16 protein-coding genes are annotated in these 16,531 nt (G+C 69.7%); 5 read left to right on the top strand and 11 right to left on the bottom strand.

Annotation, left to right across the window (positions count from 1 at the left end):
• Nucleotides 1-2 precede the first annotated feature (2 nt).
• The 5 genes from ACO07H_RS09465 (at nucleotide 3) to ACO07H_RS09445 (ending at nucleotide 6,205) form a co-directional block, all read left to right on the top strand.
• Nucleotides 3-416, top strand: a complete 414-nt coding sequence (locus tag ACO07H_RS09465; RefSeq protein ID WP_422018620.1) for an RNA-binding S4 domain-containing protein — start codon at nucleotides 3-5, stop codon at nucleotides 414-416.
• A 79-nt stretch (nucleotides 417-495) separates the two neighbouring features.
• Entirely contained in the window at nucleotides 496-1,038 is a 543-nt protein-coding gene (gene grpE, locus ACO07H_RS09460; protein WP_422013427.1) for a nucleotide exchange factor GrpE, read from the top strand.
• 81 nt (nucleotides 1,039-1,119) lie between these two features.
• On the top strand, nucleotides 1,120-3,078 hold the full coding sequence (gene dnaK / locus ACO07H_RS09455) for a molecular chaperone DnaK (protein WP_422013425.1): 1,959 nt from the start codon (nucleotides 1,120-1,122) through the stop codon (nucleotides 3,076-3,078).
• 77 nt (nucleotides 3,079-3,155) lie between these two features.
• A complete protein-coding gene (dnaJ, locus tag ACO07H_RS09450) occupies nucleotides 3,156-4,307 on the top strand; it encodes a molecular chaperone DnaJ (RefSeq protein WP_422013423.1) in 1,152 nt (383 codons plus the stop codon).
• A 212-nt stretch (nucleotides 4,308-4,519) separates the two neighbouring features.
• On the top strand, nucleotides 4,520-6,205 hold the full coding sequence (locus tag ACO07H_RS09445) for a phosphoethanolamine transferase (protein WP_422013421.1): 1,686 nt from the start codon (nucleotides 4,520-4,522) through the stop codon (nucleotides 6,203-6,205).
• 31 nt (nucleotides 6,206-6,236) lie between these two features.
• On the opposite strand, the gene ACO07H_RS09440 is transcribed toward ACO07H_RS09445, so the two are convergent.
• The 11 genes from ACO07H_RS09440 to ACO07H_RS09390 all read right to left on the bottom strand — a co-directional run bounded on the left by ACO07H_RS09440 (nucleotide 6,237) and on the right by ACO07H_RS09390 (nucleotide 16,334).
• Nucleotides 6,237-7,361, bottom strand: coding sequence for a PA0069 family radical SAM protein (locus ACO07H_RS09440; RefSeq protein WP_422013419.1), 1,125 nt, complete (start codon nucleotides 7,359-7,361; stop codon nucleotides 6,237-6,239).
• 77 nt (nucleotides 7,362-7,438) lie between these two features.
• Entirely contained in the window at nucleotides 7,439-7,966 is a 528-nt protein-coding gene (locus ACO07H_RS09435) for a hypothetical protein (protein WP_422013417.1), read from the bottom strand.
• Nucleotides 7,963-8,691, bottom strand: coding sequence for a TadE/TadG family type IV pilus assembly protein (locus ACO07H_RS09430; RefSeq protein ID WP_422013415.1), 729 nt, complete (start codon nucleotides 8,689-8,691; stop codon nucleotides 7,963-7,965). The genes ACO07H_RS09435 and ACO07H_RS09430 overlap by 4 nt, the downstream gene beginning before the upstream one ends.
• Nucleotides 8,688-9,050 carry a DUF192 domain-containing protein gene (locus ACO07H_RS09425; protein WP_422013413.1) on the bottom strand — a complete coding sequence of 121 codons (363 nt, stop codon included), beginning with the start codon at nucleotides 9,048-9,050 and terminating at the stop codon, nucleotides 8,688-8,690. The genes ACO07H_RS09430 and ACO07H_RS09425 overlap by 4 nt, the downstream gene beginning before the upstream one ends.
• Nucleotides 9,050-9,937, bottom strand: a complete 888-nt coding sequence (locus ACO07H_RS09420; protein WP_422013411.1) for a type II secretion system F family protein — start codon at nucleotides 9,935-9,937, stop codon at nucleotides 9,050-9,052. Before ACO07H_RS09420 ends, ACO07H_RS09425 begins: the two co-directional genes overlap by 1 nt.
• 256 nt (nucleotides 9,938-10,193) lie before the next feature.
• Nucleotides 10,194-11,045 (bottom strand): type II secretion system F family protein, encoded by an 852-nt coding sequence (locus ACO07H_RS09415; protein WP_422013409.1) that lies wholly within the window; start codon nucleotides 11,043-11,045, stop codon nucleotides 10,194-10,196.
• A 9-nt stretch (nucleotides 11,046-11,054) separates the two neighbouring features.
• A complete protein-coding gene (locus ACO07H_RS09410) occupies nucleotides 11,055-12,773 on the bottom strand; it encodes an ATPase, T2SS/T4P/T4SS family (protein ID WP_422013407.1) in 1,719 nt (572 codons plus the stop codon).
• 10 nt (nucleotides 12,774-12,783) lie between these two features.
• Nucleotides 12,784-14,340 (bottom strand): type II and III secretion system protein family protein, encoded by a 1,557-nt coding sequence (locus ACO07H_RS09405; RefSeq protein WP_422013405.1) that lies wholly within the window; start codon nucleotides 14,338-14,340, stop codon nucleotides 12,784-12,786.
• A gap of 14 nt (nucleotides 14,341-14,354) precedes the next feature.
• A complete protein-coding gene (gene cpaB, locus ACO07H_RS09400) occupies nucleotides 14,355-15,443 on the bottom strand; it encodes a Flp pilus assembly protein CpaB (protein WP_422013403.1) in 1,089 nt (362 codons plus the stop codon).
• A gap of 16 nt (nucleotides 15,444-15,459) precedes the next feature.
• Nucleotides 15,460-15,672: a hypothetical protein gene (locus ACO07H_RS09395; RefSeq protein WP_422013401.1), complete on the bottom strand. Its 213-nt coding sequence runs from the start codon at nucleotides 15,670-15,672 to the stop codon at nucleotides 15,460-15,462.
• A complete protein-coding gene (locus tag ACO07H_RS09390) occupies nucleotides 15,669-16,334 on the bottom strand; it encodes a hypothetical protein (RefSeq protein WP_422013399.1) in 666 nt (221 codons plus the stop codon). The genes ACO07H_RS09395 and ACO07H_RS09390 overlap by 4 nt, the downstream gene beginning before the upstream one ends.
• Nucleotides 16,335-16,531 lie beyond the last annotated feature (197 nt).

Raw genomic sequence — 16,531 nt, 5'->3', positions numbered from 1 at the left:
GCATGCGCCTGGACAAGTGGCTCTGGGCGGCGCGCTTCTACAAGACCCGAGCGCTGGCCGTCGACGAGATCAACCTCGGCCGGGTGCGCGTGGCCGGCCAGCCGGTCAAGCCGGCCCGGGACGTGAAGGCCGGCGACGTGCTCAGCATCCGCATCGGCACGCTGACGCGCGAGGTGGAGGTCAAGGGCTTGTCCCAACAGCGCGGCCCGGCACCGCAGGCGCAGGCCTTGTACGCCGAAACCGCCGCCAGCATCACGGCCCGCGAGGCCGCCGCCGAAGCGCGCCGGCTGGCGCCAGAGCCGGCCGACACCATCCAGCAGGGCCGCCCCACCAAGCAGGACCGCCGCCGCCTGGCGGACTGGGACCGCTGGTCGGCCTCGCTCGATGACGCCGACGCGCCGGACAGTCCGGGTTGACCCGGATAATTCGCCTGCAATTCCCCTCTTGAAACCAGGGCATCGCGCCTCATGTGGACGCGGTTCCCTCTTTGCTGCCATGAAGCCCGACACCCCACTGCCCGAAGACGCGGCCCATGCCGCTGCCGCCGGCGAGCCCACGGCCGCCGAACTCAACCCCGAGATCAAGATCGCCGAGCTCGAAGGCCGCCTGGCCGAGATGAGCGACGCCTACCTGCGCGCCAAGGCCGAGACCGAGAACGCCCGCCGCCGCGCGGACGAGGATGTCGCCAAGGCCCGCAAGTTCGCCGTCGAAGCCTTCGCCGAAGCCATGCTGCCGGTCATGGACAGCATGGAGGCCGCCATCGTGTCGTACACGGCCACCCCCGACGCCAAGGTCGAGACCGTGCTGGAGGGCGTGCACGCCACCCGCCGCCAGCTGGCCAGCGCGCTGGAGCGCAACAAGGTCGTCGAGATCAACCCGGCCGCCGGCACCAAGTTCGACCCGCACCAGCACCAGGCCATCTCCGTGGTGCCGGCCGAGCAGGACGCCAACACGGTGGTCACCGTGCTGCAAAAAGGCTTCCTGATCGCCGACCGCGTGCTCCGTCCCGCGCTCGTCACGGTGGCGGCGCCGCGCTGATATTCACAACCCGCCGTCACTTGAAACGGCGCGAGTTATCCACAACTCGGCTACATCCAACAAATTCTTCAGGAGTTACCCATGGGAAAGATCATCGGCATTGACCTCGGCACGACCAATTCGTGCGTGGCGGTCATGGAAGGCAACACCACCCGCGTGATCGAGAACGCGGAAGGCGCGCGCACGACGCCGTCCATCATTGCCTACCAGGAAGACGGCGAGATCCTCGTCGGCGCCTCGGCCAAGCGCCAGTCGGTCACCAACCCGAAGAACACGCTGTACGCGGTGAAGCGCCTGATCGGCCGCAAGTTCGCCGAGAAGGAAGTGCAGAAGGACATCGACCTGATGCCCTACACCATCGCCGCCGCCGACAACGGCGACGCCTGGGTGGAAGTGCGCGGCAAGAAGTTCGCGCCCCCGCAGGTCAGCGCCGAAGTGCTGCGCAAGATGAAGAAGACGGCCGAGGACTACCTCGGCGAGGAAGTGACCGAGGCCGTCATCACGGTGCCGGCCTACTTCAACGACGCCCAGCGCCAGGCGACCAAGGACGCCGGCCGCATCGCCGGTCTGGACGTCAAGCGCATCATCAACGAGCCCACCGCCGCGGCCCTGGCCTTCGGCCTGGACAAGCACGGCAAGGGCGACCGCAAGATCGCCGTCTATGACCTCGGCGGCGGCACCTTTGACGTGTCCATCATCGAGATCGCCGACGTGGACGGCGAGATGCAGTTCGAGGTGCTGTCCACCAACGGCGACACCTTCCTGGGCGGCGAGGACTTCGACCAGCGCATCATCGACTACATCGTCACCGAGTTCAAAAAGGAACAAGGCGTCGACCTGACCAAGGACGTGCTGGCCCTGCAGCGCCTGAAGGAAGCCGCCGAGAAGGCCAAGATCGAGCTGTCCAACTCGTCGCAGACCGACGTCAACCTGCCCTACATCACGGCCGACGCGTCCGGCCCCAAGCACCTGAACGTCAAGCTGACCCGCGCCAAGCTGGAGTCGCTGGTGGACGAACTGATCGAGCGCACCATCGCCCCCTGCCGCACCGCGGTGAAGGACGCTGGCGTGGCGCTGGCCGACATCGACGACGTGATCCTGGTCGGCGGCATGACCCGCATGCCCAAGGTGCAGGACAAGGTCAAGGAGTTCTTCGGCAAGGAACCGCGCCGTGACGTGAACCCCGACGAGGCCGTGGCCGTCGGCGCCGCCATCCAGGGCCAGGTCCTGGGCGGCGAGCGCAAGGACGTGCTGCTGCTGGACGTCACCCCGCTGAGCCTGGGCATCGAGACCCTGGGTGGCGTGATGACGAAGATGATCAAGAAGAACACGACCATCCCGACGAAGTTCTCGCAGACCTTCTCCACCGCCGACGACAACCAGCCGGCCGTGACCATCAAGGTCTACCAGGGCGAGCGCGAGCTGGCCCAGGCCAACAAGTCGCTGGGCGAGTTCAACCTCGAAGGCATCCCGCCGGCACCGCGCGGCACGCCGCAGATCGAGGTCAGCTTCGACATCGACGCCAACGGCATCCTGCACGTCGGCGCCAAGGACAAGGGCACCGGCAAGGAAAACAAGATCACCATCAAGGCGAACTCGGGCCTGTCCGAGGCCGAGATCGAGAAGATGGTGAAGGATGCCGAAGCCAACGCGGCCGAGGACAAGAAGAAGGTCGAACTCGTCACTGCCCGCAACCAGGCCGACGGCATGGTGCACAGCGTGCGCAAGTCGCTCTCCGAGCATGGCGACAAGCTGGACGCGGCCGAGAAGGAGAAGATCGAGGCCGCCGCCAAGGACCTGGAAGAAGCCATCAAGGGCGAGGACAAGGCCGACATCGAGGCCAAGACCGAAGCGCTGATGACCGCGAGCCAGAAGCTGGGCGAGAAGATCTACGCCGACCAGCAGGGCGCACAGGCGGCAGCCGCCGCGGCGGCCGGTGCGGGCGAGCAGCCCCAGGCGGCGCCGCAGTCGGAAGCCAAGCACGCGGCGGACGACAACGTCGTGGACGCCGAGTTCAAGGAAGTCAAGGACAGCAAGTAGTCCTTCGATGACTTCACGGCCCGGGAGCGCTCAGAAGCGCCCTCGGGCTTTTTCCCTTGAAGAGAGACGCGGCAAGCATGGCTTCCAAGCGCGATTACTACGAAATCCTCGGCGTCGCCAAGAACGCGACTGACGAGGACATCAAGAAGGCCTACCGCAAGCTGGCCATGAAGTTCCACCCCGACCGCAACCAGGGCGACGGGGCGAAGAAGGCCGAGGAGAGTTTCAAGGAGGCCAAGGAGGCCTACGAGATGCTGTCCGATGCGCAAAAGCGCGCGGCCTACGACCAGTACGGCCACGCCGGCGTGGACCCCAACATGGGGGCCGGCCGCGGCGGCCCGGGTGCGGAGGGCTTCGGCGGCTTTGCCGAGGCCTTCGGCGACATCTTCGGCGACATCTTCGGCGGCCAGGGCGGCCGGCGACCCGGCGGTGGCGGCCAGCAGGTCTACCGCGGCAGCGACCTCAGCTACGCGATGGAGATCACGCTGGAGGAGGCCGCACGCGGCAAGGAAACGCAGATCCGCATCCCGAGCTGGGAGAACTGCGAGACCTGCGGCGGCAGCGGCGCCAAGCCCGGCACCAGCGCCAAGACCTGCGGCTCCTGCCAGGGCTCGGGCACGGTGCACATGCGCCAGGGCTTCTTCAGCATCCAGCAGACCTGCCCGCATTGCCACGGCAGCGGCAAGATCATTCCTGACCCCTGCACGGCCTGCAACGGCCAGGGCAAGGTGAAGAAGCAGAAGACGCTGGAAGTGAAGATCCCGGCCGGCATCAACGAAGGCATGCGCATCCGCTCCGCGGGCAATGGCGAGCCCGGCGTGAACGGCGGCCCGAGCGGCGACCTCTACATCGAGATCCGCATCAAGCAGCACGAGATCTTCGAGCGCGACGGCGACGACCTGCACTGCACGATGCCCGTGTCCATGATCACCGCGGCGCTGGGCGGCGGCATCGAGGTGCCCACGCTGGGCGGCAAGGCCGAGATCGAGCTGCCCGAGGGCACGCAGCACGGCAAGACCTTCCGGTTGCGCGGCAAGGGCATCAAGGGCGTGCGCTCCAGCTACCCGGGCGACCTGTACTGCCACATCGCCGTCGAGACGCCCGTCAAGCTCACCGAGCACCAGAAGAAGCTGCTCAAGGAGCTCGACGAGTCGCTGAAGAAGGGCGGCGAGAAGCACTCGCCCAACGCCAAGAGCTGGACCGACCGCGTCAAGGACTTGTTCAAGTAAGCCCGGCCCGCCGCCGGCATGGCCGCAGTGCCCCCGCCATCGCCGGCGGGGCCTGCGGTTTTTTGTTACCTGGCGGGCCACCGGCCGGGCCGCGGCTTCCCCGCGGTGGGTCCCGGCACAGGCCTGACAAGCCCGGCGAAACACCCGACGGCGCACGGTCCGGACAGCCGCGAGAATGCCGCGGCCTTCTTCTTCGCTCCCGCCGACTCTCCATGTCCCTGCCCAAGCGCCTCCTGGCCTGGTTCCGCCCCGACACCTCGCGTCCCCTGACCCAGGCCTGGCTGGCCGCCCTGTGGATGGGGCTGCTGGCGAACTGGCCGCTGTGGACCCAGCTGCACGCCATGGCCGACGTCAGCGGCGTGTTCATGGTCGCGTTCGCCAGCATGGTCATCGCCGCCACCGGCGCGCTGCTGAGCCTGCTGGCCTGGCCGCGTCTCATCCAGGTGGTGCTCGTCGTGCTGCTGCTGTCGGCCGGCGCGCTGGCCTACTTCATCGGCAGCTACGGCATCGTGTTCGACCCGACGATGGTCACCAACATGCTGCAGACCGACGCCCGCGAGACGCGCGACCTGCTGAGCTGGCGGCTGCTCGTGAGCCTGCTCCTGCTGGGCGCCCTGCCCGCCTGGTGGCTGCTGCGCCGGCCCACGGCACCCGCGCAGGCGGTCGCCCAGCGGCTGGGCGGCAACATCGCCTCGTTCGGCCTCGCGCTCGCGGCCATGGTGCTGCTGGCGCTGAGCGTGTTCGCGGACCTGTCGTCGACGATGCGCAACTACAAGACCCTGCGCTACATGGTCACGCCGCTGAACGGCGTCTACTCGGTCAGCGCCGCGCTGCTGCGCCGCCAGGCCACGCCCAGCGGCCCGCCGGCCGTCATCGGCGCGGACGCGCACCTGCTGCCTCGTGCCGAGGGCACCAGGCCGCCGCTGCTGCTGCTGGTCGTCGGTGAAACCGCGCGGGCGATGAACTTCAGCCTGAACGGCTACGCCCGCACCACCAACCCCGAGCTGGCCAAGCTGCCCGCCACCAGCCTCGTGAGCCTGCGCCAGGTCACGTCCTGCGGCACGGCCACGGCCGCCTCGCTGCCCTGCATGTTCTCGCCGCTGGGCCGCAGTGCCTTCGTCGACCTGAAGGGCACGCAGGAGAACCTGCTGGACGTGCTGCAGCGCGCGGGCCTGGCCGTGCTGTGGCTGGACAACCAGAGCGGCTGCAAGGGCCTGTGCGACCGCGTGCCCAACAGCCCCACCTCCCGATTACCCGACGGTGCCGCACCGCTGCCGGCCGGCCTGTGCAGCAAGGACGAACTGGGCGACCAGGAATGCTTCGACGAGTCGCTGCTGCATGGGCTGGACCAGCGCATCGCCGCGCTCGACCCCGAACGCGTCAAGCGCGGCCTGGTGCTCGTCATGCACCAGATGGGCAGCCACGGCCCGGCGTACTTCAAGCGTTCGCCCGCCGACCTCAAGCCCTTCCAGCCCGAATGCCGCAGCAACGCGCTGCAGCAGTGCGAGCGCCAGCAGGTCGTCAACGGCTACGACAACACCATTGCCACGACCGACCGGCTGCTGGCACGCGCCGTCGCCTGGCTGCAGACGCAGCAGGCCTTCGATGTCGGCATGCTCTACATCTCCGACCACGGCGAGTCGCTGGGCGAGAACGGGTTGTACCTGCACGGCATGCCCTACGCGATGGCGCCCGTGGAGCAGACGCAGGTGCCCATGATCCTGTGGCTGCCCGAGGCCGGCGCCCTGGCCGCGTCGCTCAAGCCCGGCTGCCTGGACGGCCTGCGCGACCAGCCGGCCTCGCACGACAACCTGTTCCACACGGCCATGGGCTGGGTGGGCGCACGGGCCGATGTCTACAAGCCCGAGTGGGACCTGCTCGCGGGTTGCCGGCGCTGACGCCTTGACCGGGCGGGCCCGGCCCCGCGCGCTAGAACAGGCTGCCCTGCGCCGACGGCTTCACCGGCCGGCGGAACAGGCCCAGCGCCACCGGCCGGCGCTCCATGCGCAGCCCGTGCTTGCACGCCACGCGGCGCAGCCGGGCGCGCAGCAGCTCGGCCCACACGCCCTCCCCCGTGAAGCGGCTGCCGAAACGGGCGTCGTTGTCCTTGCCGCCGCGCATGTCGCGGATGCGGGCCATCACGCGCTCGGCGCGGTCGGGGAAGTGGCGGGCCAGCCAGTCCTGGAACAGCGGGTTCACCTCCCACGGCAGGCGCACCGGGATGCTGAAGGCGCTGCTGGCGCCGGCCGCGACCGCGGCGTCGACGATCTGCTCCAGTTCGGGCTCGTTGATGAACGGGATGACGGGCGACACACTGACGCCCACCGGCACGCCGGCATCGGCCAGCGCCCGAATGGCCCGCAGCCGCCGCGCGGGGGACGCGGCGCGCGGCTCCAGGATGCGGGCCAGGTCGTTGTCCAGCGTCGTGATGGACAGGTAGACCGACACCAGCCCCTGCGCGGCCATCGGCGCGATCAGGTCCAGCTCGCGCTCGATGCCGCTGCTCTTGGTGACGACCGAGAACGGGTGGCCGCATTCGGCCAGTACCTCGACGATGCGCCGGGTGATGCCCAGCCTGCGCTCGACGGGCTGGTAGGCGTCGGTCGCCGTGCCCAGCACCAGCGAGCGCGGCTGGTAGCGCGGCGACGCCAGCGTCTCGCGCAGCCGCTCGGCGGCATTGACCTTGGCGACGATGCGAGTCTCGAAGTCCAGCCCCGGCGACAGGTTCAGGTAGCTGTGCGTGGGCCGCGCGAAGCAGTAGATGCAGCCGTGCTCGCAGCCGCGGTACGGGTTGATGGAGTAGTCGAAGGAGATGTCCGGCGACTGGTTGCTGGAGACGATGGTCTTGGCGTGCTCCTCGATGACTTGCGTGGCGACGGGCAGGTGCTCCTCGGCGGCATCCTGGTCCAGCGTGCCCCAGCCGTCGTCGTAGCGCTCGCGCTGGCGCTGCTCGAAGCGGTGCGGCATGGCCGTGGCGCTGCCGCGTCCCTTGATCGAGTCGACGGGGACGAGGACGGACTGGGCGGCGGCGATGCGGATGGGGGCTGGCGACATACTGTCAATATATACAGTCTTTGGCGCGCAGGCCAGCCGTGATGGCCGGCCGAGCCACCCGCCCGCACCGCCGTCGCTCAGCGCGCCTTGATCGCCTCGTCGGCGGCGGCCAGGCGCTTGAAGGCGGCCGACTGCAGGCCGGCCATCGGGCCGCTCACGGCGGATGCCGGCAGGCGGCGGATCTCGCGGTTGATCGCATGGATGTTCTCCTCGTGCCGGGCGATGTTGTCGCGCAGCGCCTGCAGCTGCTCGCTCGTCAGATCCAGGCTCGCGCGCGGCGAGGCCAGCGCCTGACGCTTGGCGGACAACGCCTTGGCCTCCGTCATCAGCTCGGCATTGAGGATGCTGAAGCGCTCGCGGTCCCGGTCGATCTGCGCGCCGGCCGGCACGCGCTGTGCCTGCGCGGGCTGCGCCGGCGCGGCGGGCAACGGCGCAGGCGCCGCCATCGCGGCCATCGGCACCGACGCTGCGGCGGACACCGGCGCCGGCCGGCTGGTCAGCACCTCGACGCCGTCGGACGTGCGGTAGCGCCGCGCCTCCAGGGTCTGCGCCAGCGCCGCATGGGCCGTGCAGGTGGCGAGCAGCAGGGTGGACCAGACTTTCACAGATTGCTCCTGTAGAACGGGCTTTGCATGCGCACGACCGCCTCGCTCTGGATACGGATGCGCGGGCCGCTGACCAGCGGGCGTGTGCACGAGTCCACCAGCGGCCCGTCGCCGACGCTGAAGGGGTCGCTCATGCCGTTGGCCTGCAGCGTGTGGCTGAGCGGCAGCGCGTTGACGGCCGCGTGGATCATGCGGCCCACCACCGGCACGATGAGGCGGTAGCAGTAGCTCACGCGCACATGCAGGATGTTGGCGTCCTGCACCGAGATGCCCGACGCCGTGCCCGGGGTGGGGTTGCGGAAGTTCAGCGTGTCGTTGGGGATCTCACGGTCGCCGCCGGCCGCGCCGTCCAGCCGCACCTGACCGAAGTCGCTGAAGGCCTGCGCCGTCGGGTTCAGCACGTCGATGCTGGCCAGGTTGGCCACCGAGATCTCCGTGAAGGCCTTCGCGCGCGCCGTGGCGAAGCCGGTCATGGAGGCTTCGCTGGCGAACAGCGGCGTCAGGCCCGCGGCCAGCGCCTTCTTCATCTCGCCCTTGTTGCCGTTGTGCACGGCGCCGGCACGCGCGGTCAGCAGGCTGGCGTGGTTCAGCACCGCGCGCGCCTGGTACAGCAGGCCCCACTGGATGACGCCCAGCACCAGGAAGATCAGCATCGGGAAGACGACGAGGAACTCGGTGGCCGACTGGCCGCCCTGCTTCCACAACCGCCGCCCCGGCCGCCTCATGACCCGTCCGCCGCGAACGCGAGCCGCATGCCGCGCTGCCAGCCGCGCCGCGTGGCCTCGCCCGCGGCCAGCTCGATGACGCGCCGCGCCCGCAGGCAACTGCGCGCACGCCACGGCGCCACGGCCGGGCACACGCGCTGGATGACGCCCGCGCGGTCCACGAAGACCACGTCGATGGCGTAGCCCATGCCCACCGTGTGCACCATGTTGCAGCCGTCGATCAGCAGCGCCTGGCCATGCCTGAGCGGCGGGCGGCCCAGCAGGCCGCGCATGCGCTCCAGCATGGTCTCGGTGCGGCGCAGCTCCAGCGGCAGCGCGCGGCCGGCCATGTCCTCGCTGCTCATGGTTTGCTTCAGCATCAGACGGTGATCCCGGACTGCAGGAACTTGACCGCGATGGGGAACATCAGCACGACGAACGTGATCGGGAAGATGAACACGACCAGCGGGAAGATGAGCTTGACCGGGGCCTCCATCGCCAGCTTCTCGGCGCGCTGGAAGCGCTCCACGCGGCGCTGCTCGGCCTGGAAGCGGAACGTCGACCCCAGGCTCGCGCCCATGCGCTCGGCCTGCACGACGGCGCTGACGAAGCTGGACACCTGCGGCACGCGCACGCGCTCGTCCATGCGGCGCAGCGCCTCGCTGCGCGTCAGGCCCGAGCGCAGGTCGCGCAGCACCAGGCTCAGCTCGCTCTTCATCGGCCCGGCCGGCCCCTTGGCCACGGCCTGCGAGATGGCGCCCGCCATGTTCAGGCCCGCCTCCACGCCCATGGTCAGGAAGTCCAGGTAGGTGGGCAGCGCGCGGACGATGAGCTTCTGACGGTTCTTCAGCGAATCGCGCAGCCAGATGCGCGGGTACACGTAGCCGAAGGCCGCTGCGATGCCCACGTACAACCAGCTGAACATGTCCACGGCCGACGACAGCACGCCCGTGATGGCCGCGAAGCCCAGCAGGCTGATGAGGCACAGCGAGATGAACTGGCGCGGGCTCATCAGGTACAGCAGGCCCGACAGCCGCAGCGCCTCGGCCGGGCCGGACACCAGCTTGTCCGGGATGCGCTGGCTGACGTGGTAGTCCATGAAGCGCACCAGCGGCCACAGCATGCGCAACGCGCGCGGCAGCGGGTCGAGGAACTCGCGGTCCTCGTCGGGCACCTCGGACTTGAGCCGGCTGGCGCTGAACACCACCGCCGCAGCGAAGACGACGAAGGCGATACCCACCAGCAATGCAACGAGGATCTGTTCCATGTCAGCGTCCTGTTCCACATTTGCGGCGATAGCCGCGCGCGCATCCTGCGGGCCGAGCGCCGGGCCGCTCCCTAGCCGGCCCGGTATGGCGATGTGCTCGCGGCTTGATGCCGCGAGCATCGCCGTCCCCTCGGGGGCTGAGGCCGGACACATGGCGCCCAGTGGGCGCCATGTGCCTGCCGAAGAGCTGCGGCACCTGCCGCAGTGCGGTCTGCAAGACCGGCCAAAGTACTCTTTGGACGAGGGGCTTCATTCTCTAGACGTCAATGGCCGTGATGCGGCGGATGAAGAAGTAGCCGATCAAATCGGCCACCAGGATGACGCCCGACACCACCCAGCCGTACCAGGTGGTGAACAGCGGCGCCATCGCCTCGGGCTCCATGGTCTTGAGCACCAGGATGAGGAACAGCGGCAGGCAGGCCATGACGATGCCCTGCATCTTTCCCTGCGCGGTGAGGCTGCGGATCTTGCCCTCCATCTGCAGCTTGGCGCGGATGGTCTTGGCGATGGACTCCAGCGTCTCGGCCAGGTTGGCGCCCACCTCGCGCGACAGCGCCATGCCGGCCGTCACCATGGACAAGTCCTGCAGCGGCACGCGCCGCTCCATGTTGCGCAGCGCCACGCTGAAGTCCACGCCCAGGCGCAGCTCGCGCAGCAGCAGCTCGAACTCCTGGGAGATGGGCGGCTTGCCCTCGCTGGCCACGCTCTCCAGCGCGATGGTCAGGCTGGCGCCGGCGTGCAGCGCCCCCGTCACCATCAGCAGCGCGTCGGGCAGCTGCTGCTCGAACTGGTGCAGCCGCCGCCGCGCCAGCCAGCGCACCACCCAGCGCGGCGACACGAAGGCCGCGACCACGCAGAGGGCGACGATGACCATGTTGCCGGTGGCGAACCAGGCCACCACCGGCGACAGGATCAGCACGACGAGGTTGATGACCTGCAGGCGCTGCGCGCCGGTGAAGATGAACATCTCCTCCAGCGCCATCGCCGCGGCGCTCGCGTCGCGTGTCTGGCGCTGGCGCATCCAGCGGCCGCCGAAATGCAGCGCCGCCCAGATCAGCCCGAGGCCGAGCATGAAGATCACGACGATGGCGATGAGGAGGTCGTCCATGGCCTGTCCTCAGGCACCGCTGCCGCGCCGCGCGGGCCCGAACTCCAGCACCTCGCCCTGGCGGAAGATGCTCATGTCCACGTCGATGCCGCGCTGGATCAGGTCCTGGTAGAGCTGCGGGATGTGGCCGGTGGCGACGAACTCGCCGCGGATCTTGCCGTCCGCGCTGAAGCCCGCCTGCTTGAAGGCGAAGATGTCCTGCATCTGCACCACGTCGCGCTCCATGCCGGTCACCTCGGTGATGTAGGTGACGTGCCGCGTGCCACAGGAGAAGCGCGTCTGCTGCACGATGATGTTCACAGCGGAGCAGATCTGCTCGCGGATGGCCTGCACCGGGATGTCCAGGCCGCTCATCAGCGTCATCACCTCCAGCCGCGACAGGCAGTCGCGCGGCGTGTTGGCGTGGGCCGTTGTCAGCGAGCCGTCGTGGCCGGTGTTCATGGCCTGCAGCATGTCCAGCGCCTCGCCGCCACGGCACTCGCCGACGACGATGCGGTCCGGCCGCATGCGCAGGCAGTTCTTCACCAGGTCGCGGATGGCGATCTGCCCGCGGCCTTCGATGTTGGCCGGCCGTGCCTCCAGCGACACCAGGTTGGGCTGGGTGAGCTGCAGCTCGGCGGCGTCTTCCACGGTGACGATGCGCTCGTCGTCGGGGATGAAGTTGGACAGCACGTTCAGCAGCGTCGTCTTGCCCGAGCCCGTGCCGCCGGAGATGACGATGTTGGCGCGCCGCTCCACGGCCACGCGCAGGAACTCGATCATTTCCCGGTTGGCCGAGCCGAAGCGGATCAGGTCGTCCGACGTCAGCTTGCGCTTGGAGAACTTGCGGATCGTGAGGCTGGGGCCCTTGATCGCCAGCGGCGGGATGACCGCGTTCACGCGCGAGCCGTCCTTGAGCCGCGCGTCCACCATGGGCGAGGCCTCGTCGATGCGCCGGCCCAGCGGCGAGACGATGCGCTCGATGGCTGCCAGCACGGCCGCGTCGTTGGAGAACGAGATCTCCGAGCGCGTCAGGCGGCCGTTGCGCTCGACGAAGATCTCGGCGTGGCGGTTCACCATGATCTCGGTGACCGTCTCGTCGGCGATCAGCGACTCCAGCGGCCCCAGGCCCACCACCTCGTTGAGCACCACGTTGCGCAGCTGCTCACGATGGCCCAGCAGGTCGACGAAGGACGGGTCGGTCTCGATCAGTTCGTCGATGAGCTTGTGCACCGCGGCGCGCAGCTCGGCGTCGCCCATGCGCGAGACGTTCACGCGGCGCAGGTCCATCGCCTCGATGAGGCGGCGGTGCAGCAGGCCGCGCAGCTCCATGCCGCGCTCGTTTTCCAGCGGGCTCTTCTCGCCCGGCACGGGCTTGCCCACGACGGCCGGCCGGGCCTCGGTATCGGCCGGCGCGGCGGGCTTGGTGGGCAGCGGCAGCACCTTGCGTGCGCTCGCGTCGGCCAGGCTCACGCGCAGCGTGTAGTCGCCCACCTCGATGACGTCGTTGCTCGCCAGCGGCCCGTGCTCGTGCACGACGTTGCCGTTGACCTTGATGGGCACGAGGCCGCCGCCATCCTTCAGGAACAGCGTGCCCTCGCGCAGGTTGAACTGCACCTGGCGGCGGCCCACGCGCCAGCCCTTCAGCGCGATCAGCGCGCCGGCGTCCTTGCCGATGAAGCAGCTCGGCGTGTCGCTCTGTGCATCGCCGACGACGGCCTCTCCCTTGAACACCTGGACTCTGAACATCGCGCGGCCCTCAGTTGTTGGCGTCGCCCGCGGGCACGCCCTGGGAAACCGGCGGGTTGGGCGGCGGCGCCAGCGGCCCGCCCGCGCGGCGTTCGAACTCGGCCTTGTTGTCGGCGCCGCGGCGGCGCACGTCCTCGGCCATGCCCTGGCCGGCCGTGATGATCTCGGGCTCCAGCAGCACGACCAGATCGGTCTTCTTGCTGCGGAAATCGTCCGAGCGGAACAGCCGGCCCAGGATGGGGATGTTGCCCAGCCCCGGCACCTTGTCGATGGCGTTGGACAGCTCGCCGTTGATGAGGCCGGACAGCGCCACCATCTCGCCCGGCTTCACGCTGATCTCGGTGGACGTGGAACGCGTCAGGAAGGCCGGGATGCCCGCCACCGAGATGGCCGGGTCGATCTGCGACAGCTCGGTGGAGAGCTTGGCGGTGATGACGTCGCCCGCGTCGATGGTGGGCTCGATGGAGAAGATGATGCCGTAGGGCTTGAACTCCACCGTCTGCGTGCCGAACGCGCCGGCCAGCGGGATGGGGATCTCGCCGCCCACCTGCAGCCGTGCCTTGCCGCCGCTCTTGGCCGTCAGCTCGGGCGAGGCCAGCACGCGCGCGTCGCCATCGGCCACGCTCAGGTTCAGCCGCGACGCGATGGACGTGGCCAGCCCGAAGAACAGCCCCGTCGTGTGGCCGTTGCGCGTGACGAACGGCGGCACCGGGTCCAGCAGGTTGTCGCCCTCCTTGGCGGGCGGCAGGTTGCGGTAGACCTTCTCCTTGATCGGCGCGGTCTGGGCCGCGATCACCGGGCCGTTGGCATCCCTGCTCCACTGGATGCCGACCTTCTCCAGCAGCGCCTTGTTGACCTCCACGAAGTGCAGCCGGAACAGCACCGACCGCACCAGCGGGCTGCCGGGGTCGGTCTTCAGGTTCAGCACCACGCCGGGCACGTTCTTCACGGCCTCGGAAAGCTGCGCCAGCGTTTCCTTGTGCACCGTGCCGGACACGACCAGCTTGGCGTCGTACTCGTCGAGGCTCACGCCCTTCTCGTCGCGCAGCACGTTCTCGATGAGGCGGCGCGTGGCGGCGAAGTCGCTGGCCACGACCTTCACGCGGAAGGTCTGCACCTGACGGTCGGACCACACCATCAGCATCGTCGTGCCGACCTGCTCGCCGATCAGCATCAGGCTGTCGTCCACCGTCGTGGCGCTGACCTGTGCGCCGTTGCCGACGGCGATGCGGCGCACCTTGCCCTGCACCGGCAGCATGCGGATCTCGCCCAGCGCGAGGTTCACGTCGGCGATGGGCAGCGCTTCGGCGCGCACGGCAGGGGCCGCGGTGGCGACGGGCGCGGCGCGGACGGCGGGCGCCGCCCGGGTGACGGGCAGCGCGGTGGGCGTCGCAATGACCGGCGCCGCGACCGGTGTGGCGACCGGTGTGGCGACCGGTGTGGCGACCGGCGGGTTGACTGGTGCAGGGACGGCCTTGGGCGGCGGCACGTCGGCGGCCAGGGCGGGCGCCGCCAGCAGCAGGGTGGCGCAGAGGGTGGCGATGAATCCGGGGGCGTTGAGCGTCATGGTGGGGTGGCGCTTCAGCGCATCGTGGCGGGGCTGTGGTCGGAGGAGGACGAAGGCGGCATAGATGAGCGGCTGGCCTCGTCACGGCCGCGCGGCTGGGCGATGTCGTTGATGGCCTGCAGCACGGCGGCCTTCATGTCGGCCCTGCTGTCGGTCACGCGCGCCGAGCCGGGCCGGTCGGGCAGGCCCACGGGCACGAGGCTGGACGCCAGCGCGGCGCCGCTGCTGCCCTTGCCGCCGACGATGAACTCCACGCCCTCGCCGCGGCCGGCGGACACCGGCAGCACGTCGGTGCCGGTGGTGGCCCGCATCGCGACGGCATCCTCGTCCTTGCGGCCGCGCAGCGCCACGCGGAAGCTCCCCATCTTCTGCGCCACCAGCAGGCGCGCGGCCTCCTTGGGGGTGACGAGCACGGTGATGGTGTCGAAGCCCTTCTCGCGCGCGCCCTGCACCTCGCCGGGCCGGACCATCTTGGACAGCCGCTCGGCGTCGCCGCCGGCCACATCCTGGAACTCCTGCCCGGTGGCCAGCACGGTCAGGTTCTGCATGAAGAGCGTGGCCTGGTTCAGGCGCATCTCGGCGATCTCGCTGTCCTTGGCCTTGTCAACCTTGGACATCAGGAACACGTCGACGCGGTGCCCCGGGCGCAGCGTCTGCGCGATGGAGTTGACGCTGTCGATCTCGATGGTGACGGCGCGCGTGCCCGCCGGCAGCAGGCTGGCGACATCGTTCACCTCGGGCGCCTGCAGGTCGGTCAGCCGCAGCGGCCGGCCCTTGAGCACCGGGCGGGCCAGGCGCTGGCCGCGCACGCTGTCGAAGTCGCGCGCCATGACGGTGTCGGGGTAGACCAGGTCCTGCTCGATGTCGCGGGCGACGAACAGGCCCTGATCCAGCCCGGTGCCCACGGGCGCGTCCGTGCGCGGCACGACGACGGCCACGCGCGGCGTCTGGCTGCGCGAGGCACGCGCGGCCACCTCGTCCTTGATGCGCTGCTCGCGCTGCTGCAGGTAGACGTAGGCGATGTAGGCCACGAGGGCTGCCAGGCCCGCTGCGAAGAGCAGCAGCACCCAGGGGTTCTTGAGACGTGCGAGGCTGACGGACATGGGTTGCTCTGGTGACTCAGATGCCGTGCTGGGCGGGGATGGACAGGGCGTACGAGAAGGCCTTGAAGAAGCTCTTCACCGCGTCGAGGATCTCGTCGATGACGGCGGGCTCGGCCGCGGCGACGACCAGTACCAGCGTGGTCAGCATCAGCACCACGGTGTATTCGGCGATGGCCTGGCCGCGGCAGCGGCTGGGCCGGGTCCGGGCGGTGCGTGGGCGGGGGGTCATGGCGGCTCCGACAGGTTGAGCAGGGCGCGGCTGCTGCGGTCTTCCTCCCACAGCACCAGCGAGAACTCGGCCCCGGCCTTCTGTGCCGAGACGATGCGTGCGCGCTGCGCGGCGCCGCTGCGCACCTCGTGCGACGACACGCCCTGCCAGCCCTTGCTGCCGAGCTGGCGCAGGAAGAACTGGTCCAGGTCGTCGATGCCGCGCGGCGACGAGAAGCCGATGGTGTGGCCACGCCGCCCGCCGTCCAGCCCGCTGACGACGGAGTTGAGCTGCACGCCGCCGGGCAGCGCCACGCCCAAATCCTTGGGCAGCCAAGCCTGCGTCTTCTGCGGCCGGCTGACGCCGAAGTAGCCGAACATGCCGTCACGGTCGATGAGCTGCAGCGTCGTCAGGCACTGCTCGCTGCGCGCGGCCAGCACGTCCCAGTGGCCGGCGCGGCTGCGCTTGACCTCGTAGCCGGCCTGCTCCCATTCCTTGGTGAGCCGCTCCAGCAACTCGGCCGACGCGCCGCGGCCCTGCACCTGGCGCACCGTCATGGGCAGCCCGTTGACGACGAGTTCCTGGCCCACGGGCTCACCCTTCAGGCCCGAAGGCACATCCTGCGGACACGCCTCGCAGGCCACGGCAGCCACCAGCACCAGGCCGGCCAGGGGTCGGAGCAACGCTCGCATCGTCATCGCGGTCCGTCATCGTGTTGTTCATCAGTTGCGCATCCCGCGTTCGCTGCAACCACGACGCGCGAGTCTTGCGGGCTGAGCGCCGGGCCGCTCCCAAGCCGGCCCGCACTGGCGATGTGCTTGCCGGTCAAGCCGGCAAGCATCGCCGTCCCCCTGGGGGACCGACTGGGCTTGCCCGCGTT

The sequence above is a fragment of the Roseateles sp. genome (genome assembly GCF_965229315.1).
Taxonomy (GTDB): domain Bacteria; phylum Pseudomonadota; class Gammaproteobacteria; order Burkholderiales; family Burkholderiaceae_C; genus Pelomonas.
This window is presented reverse-complemented; position numbering and strand designations above follow the sequence as displayed.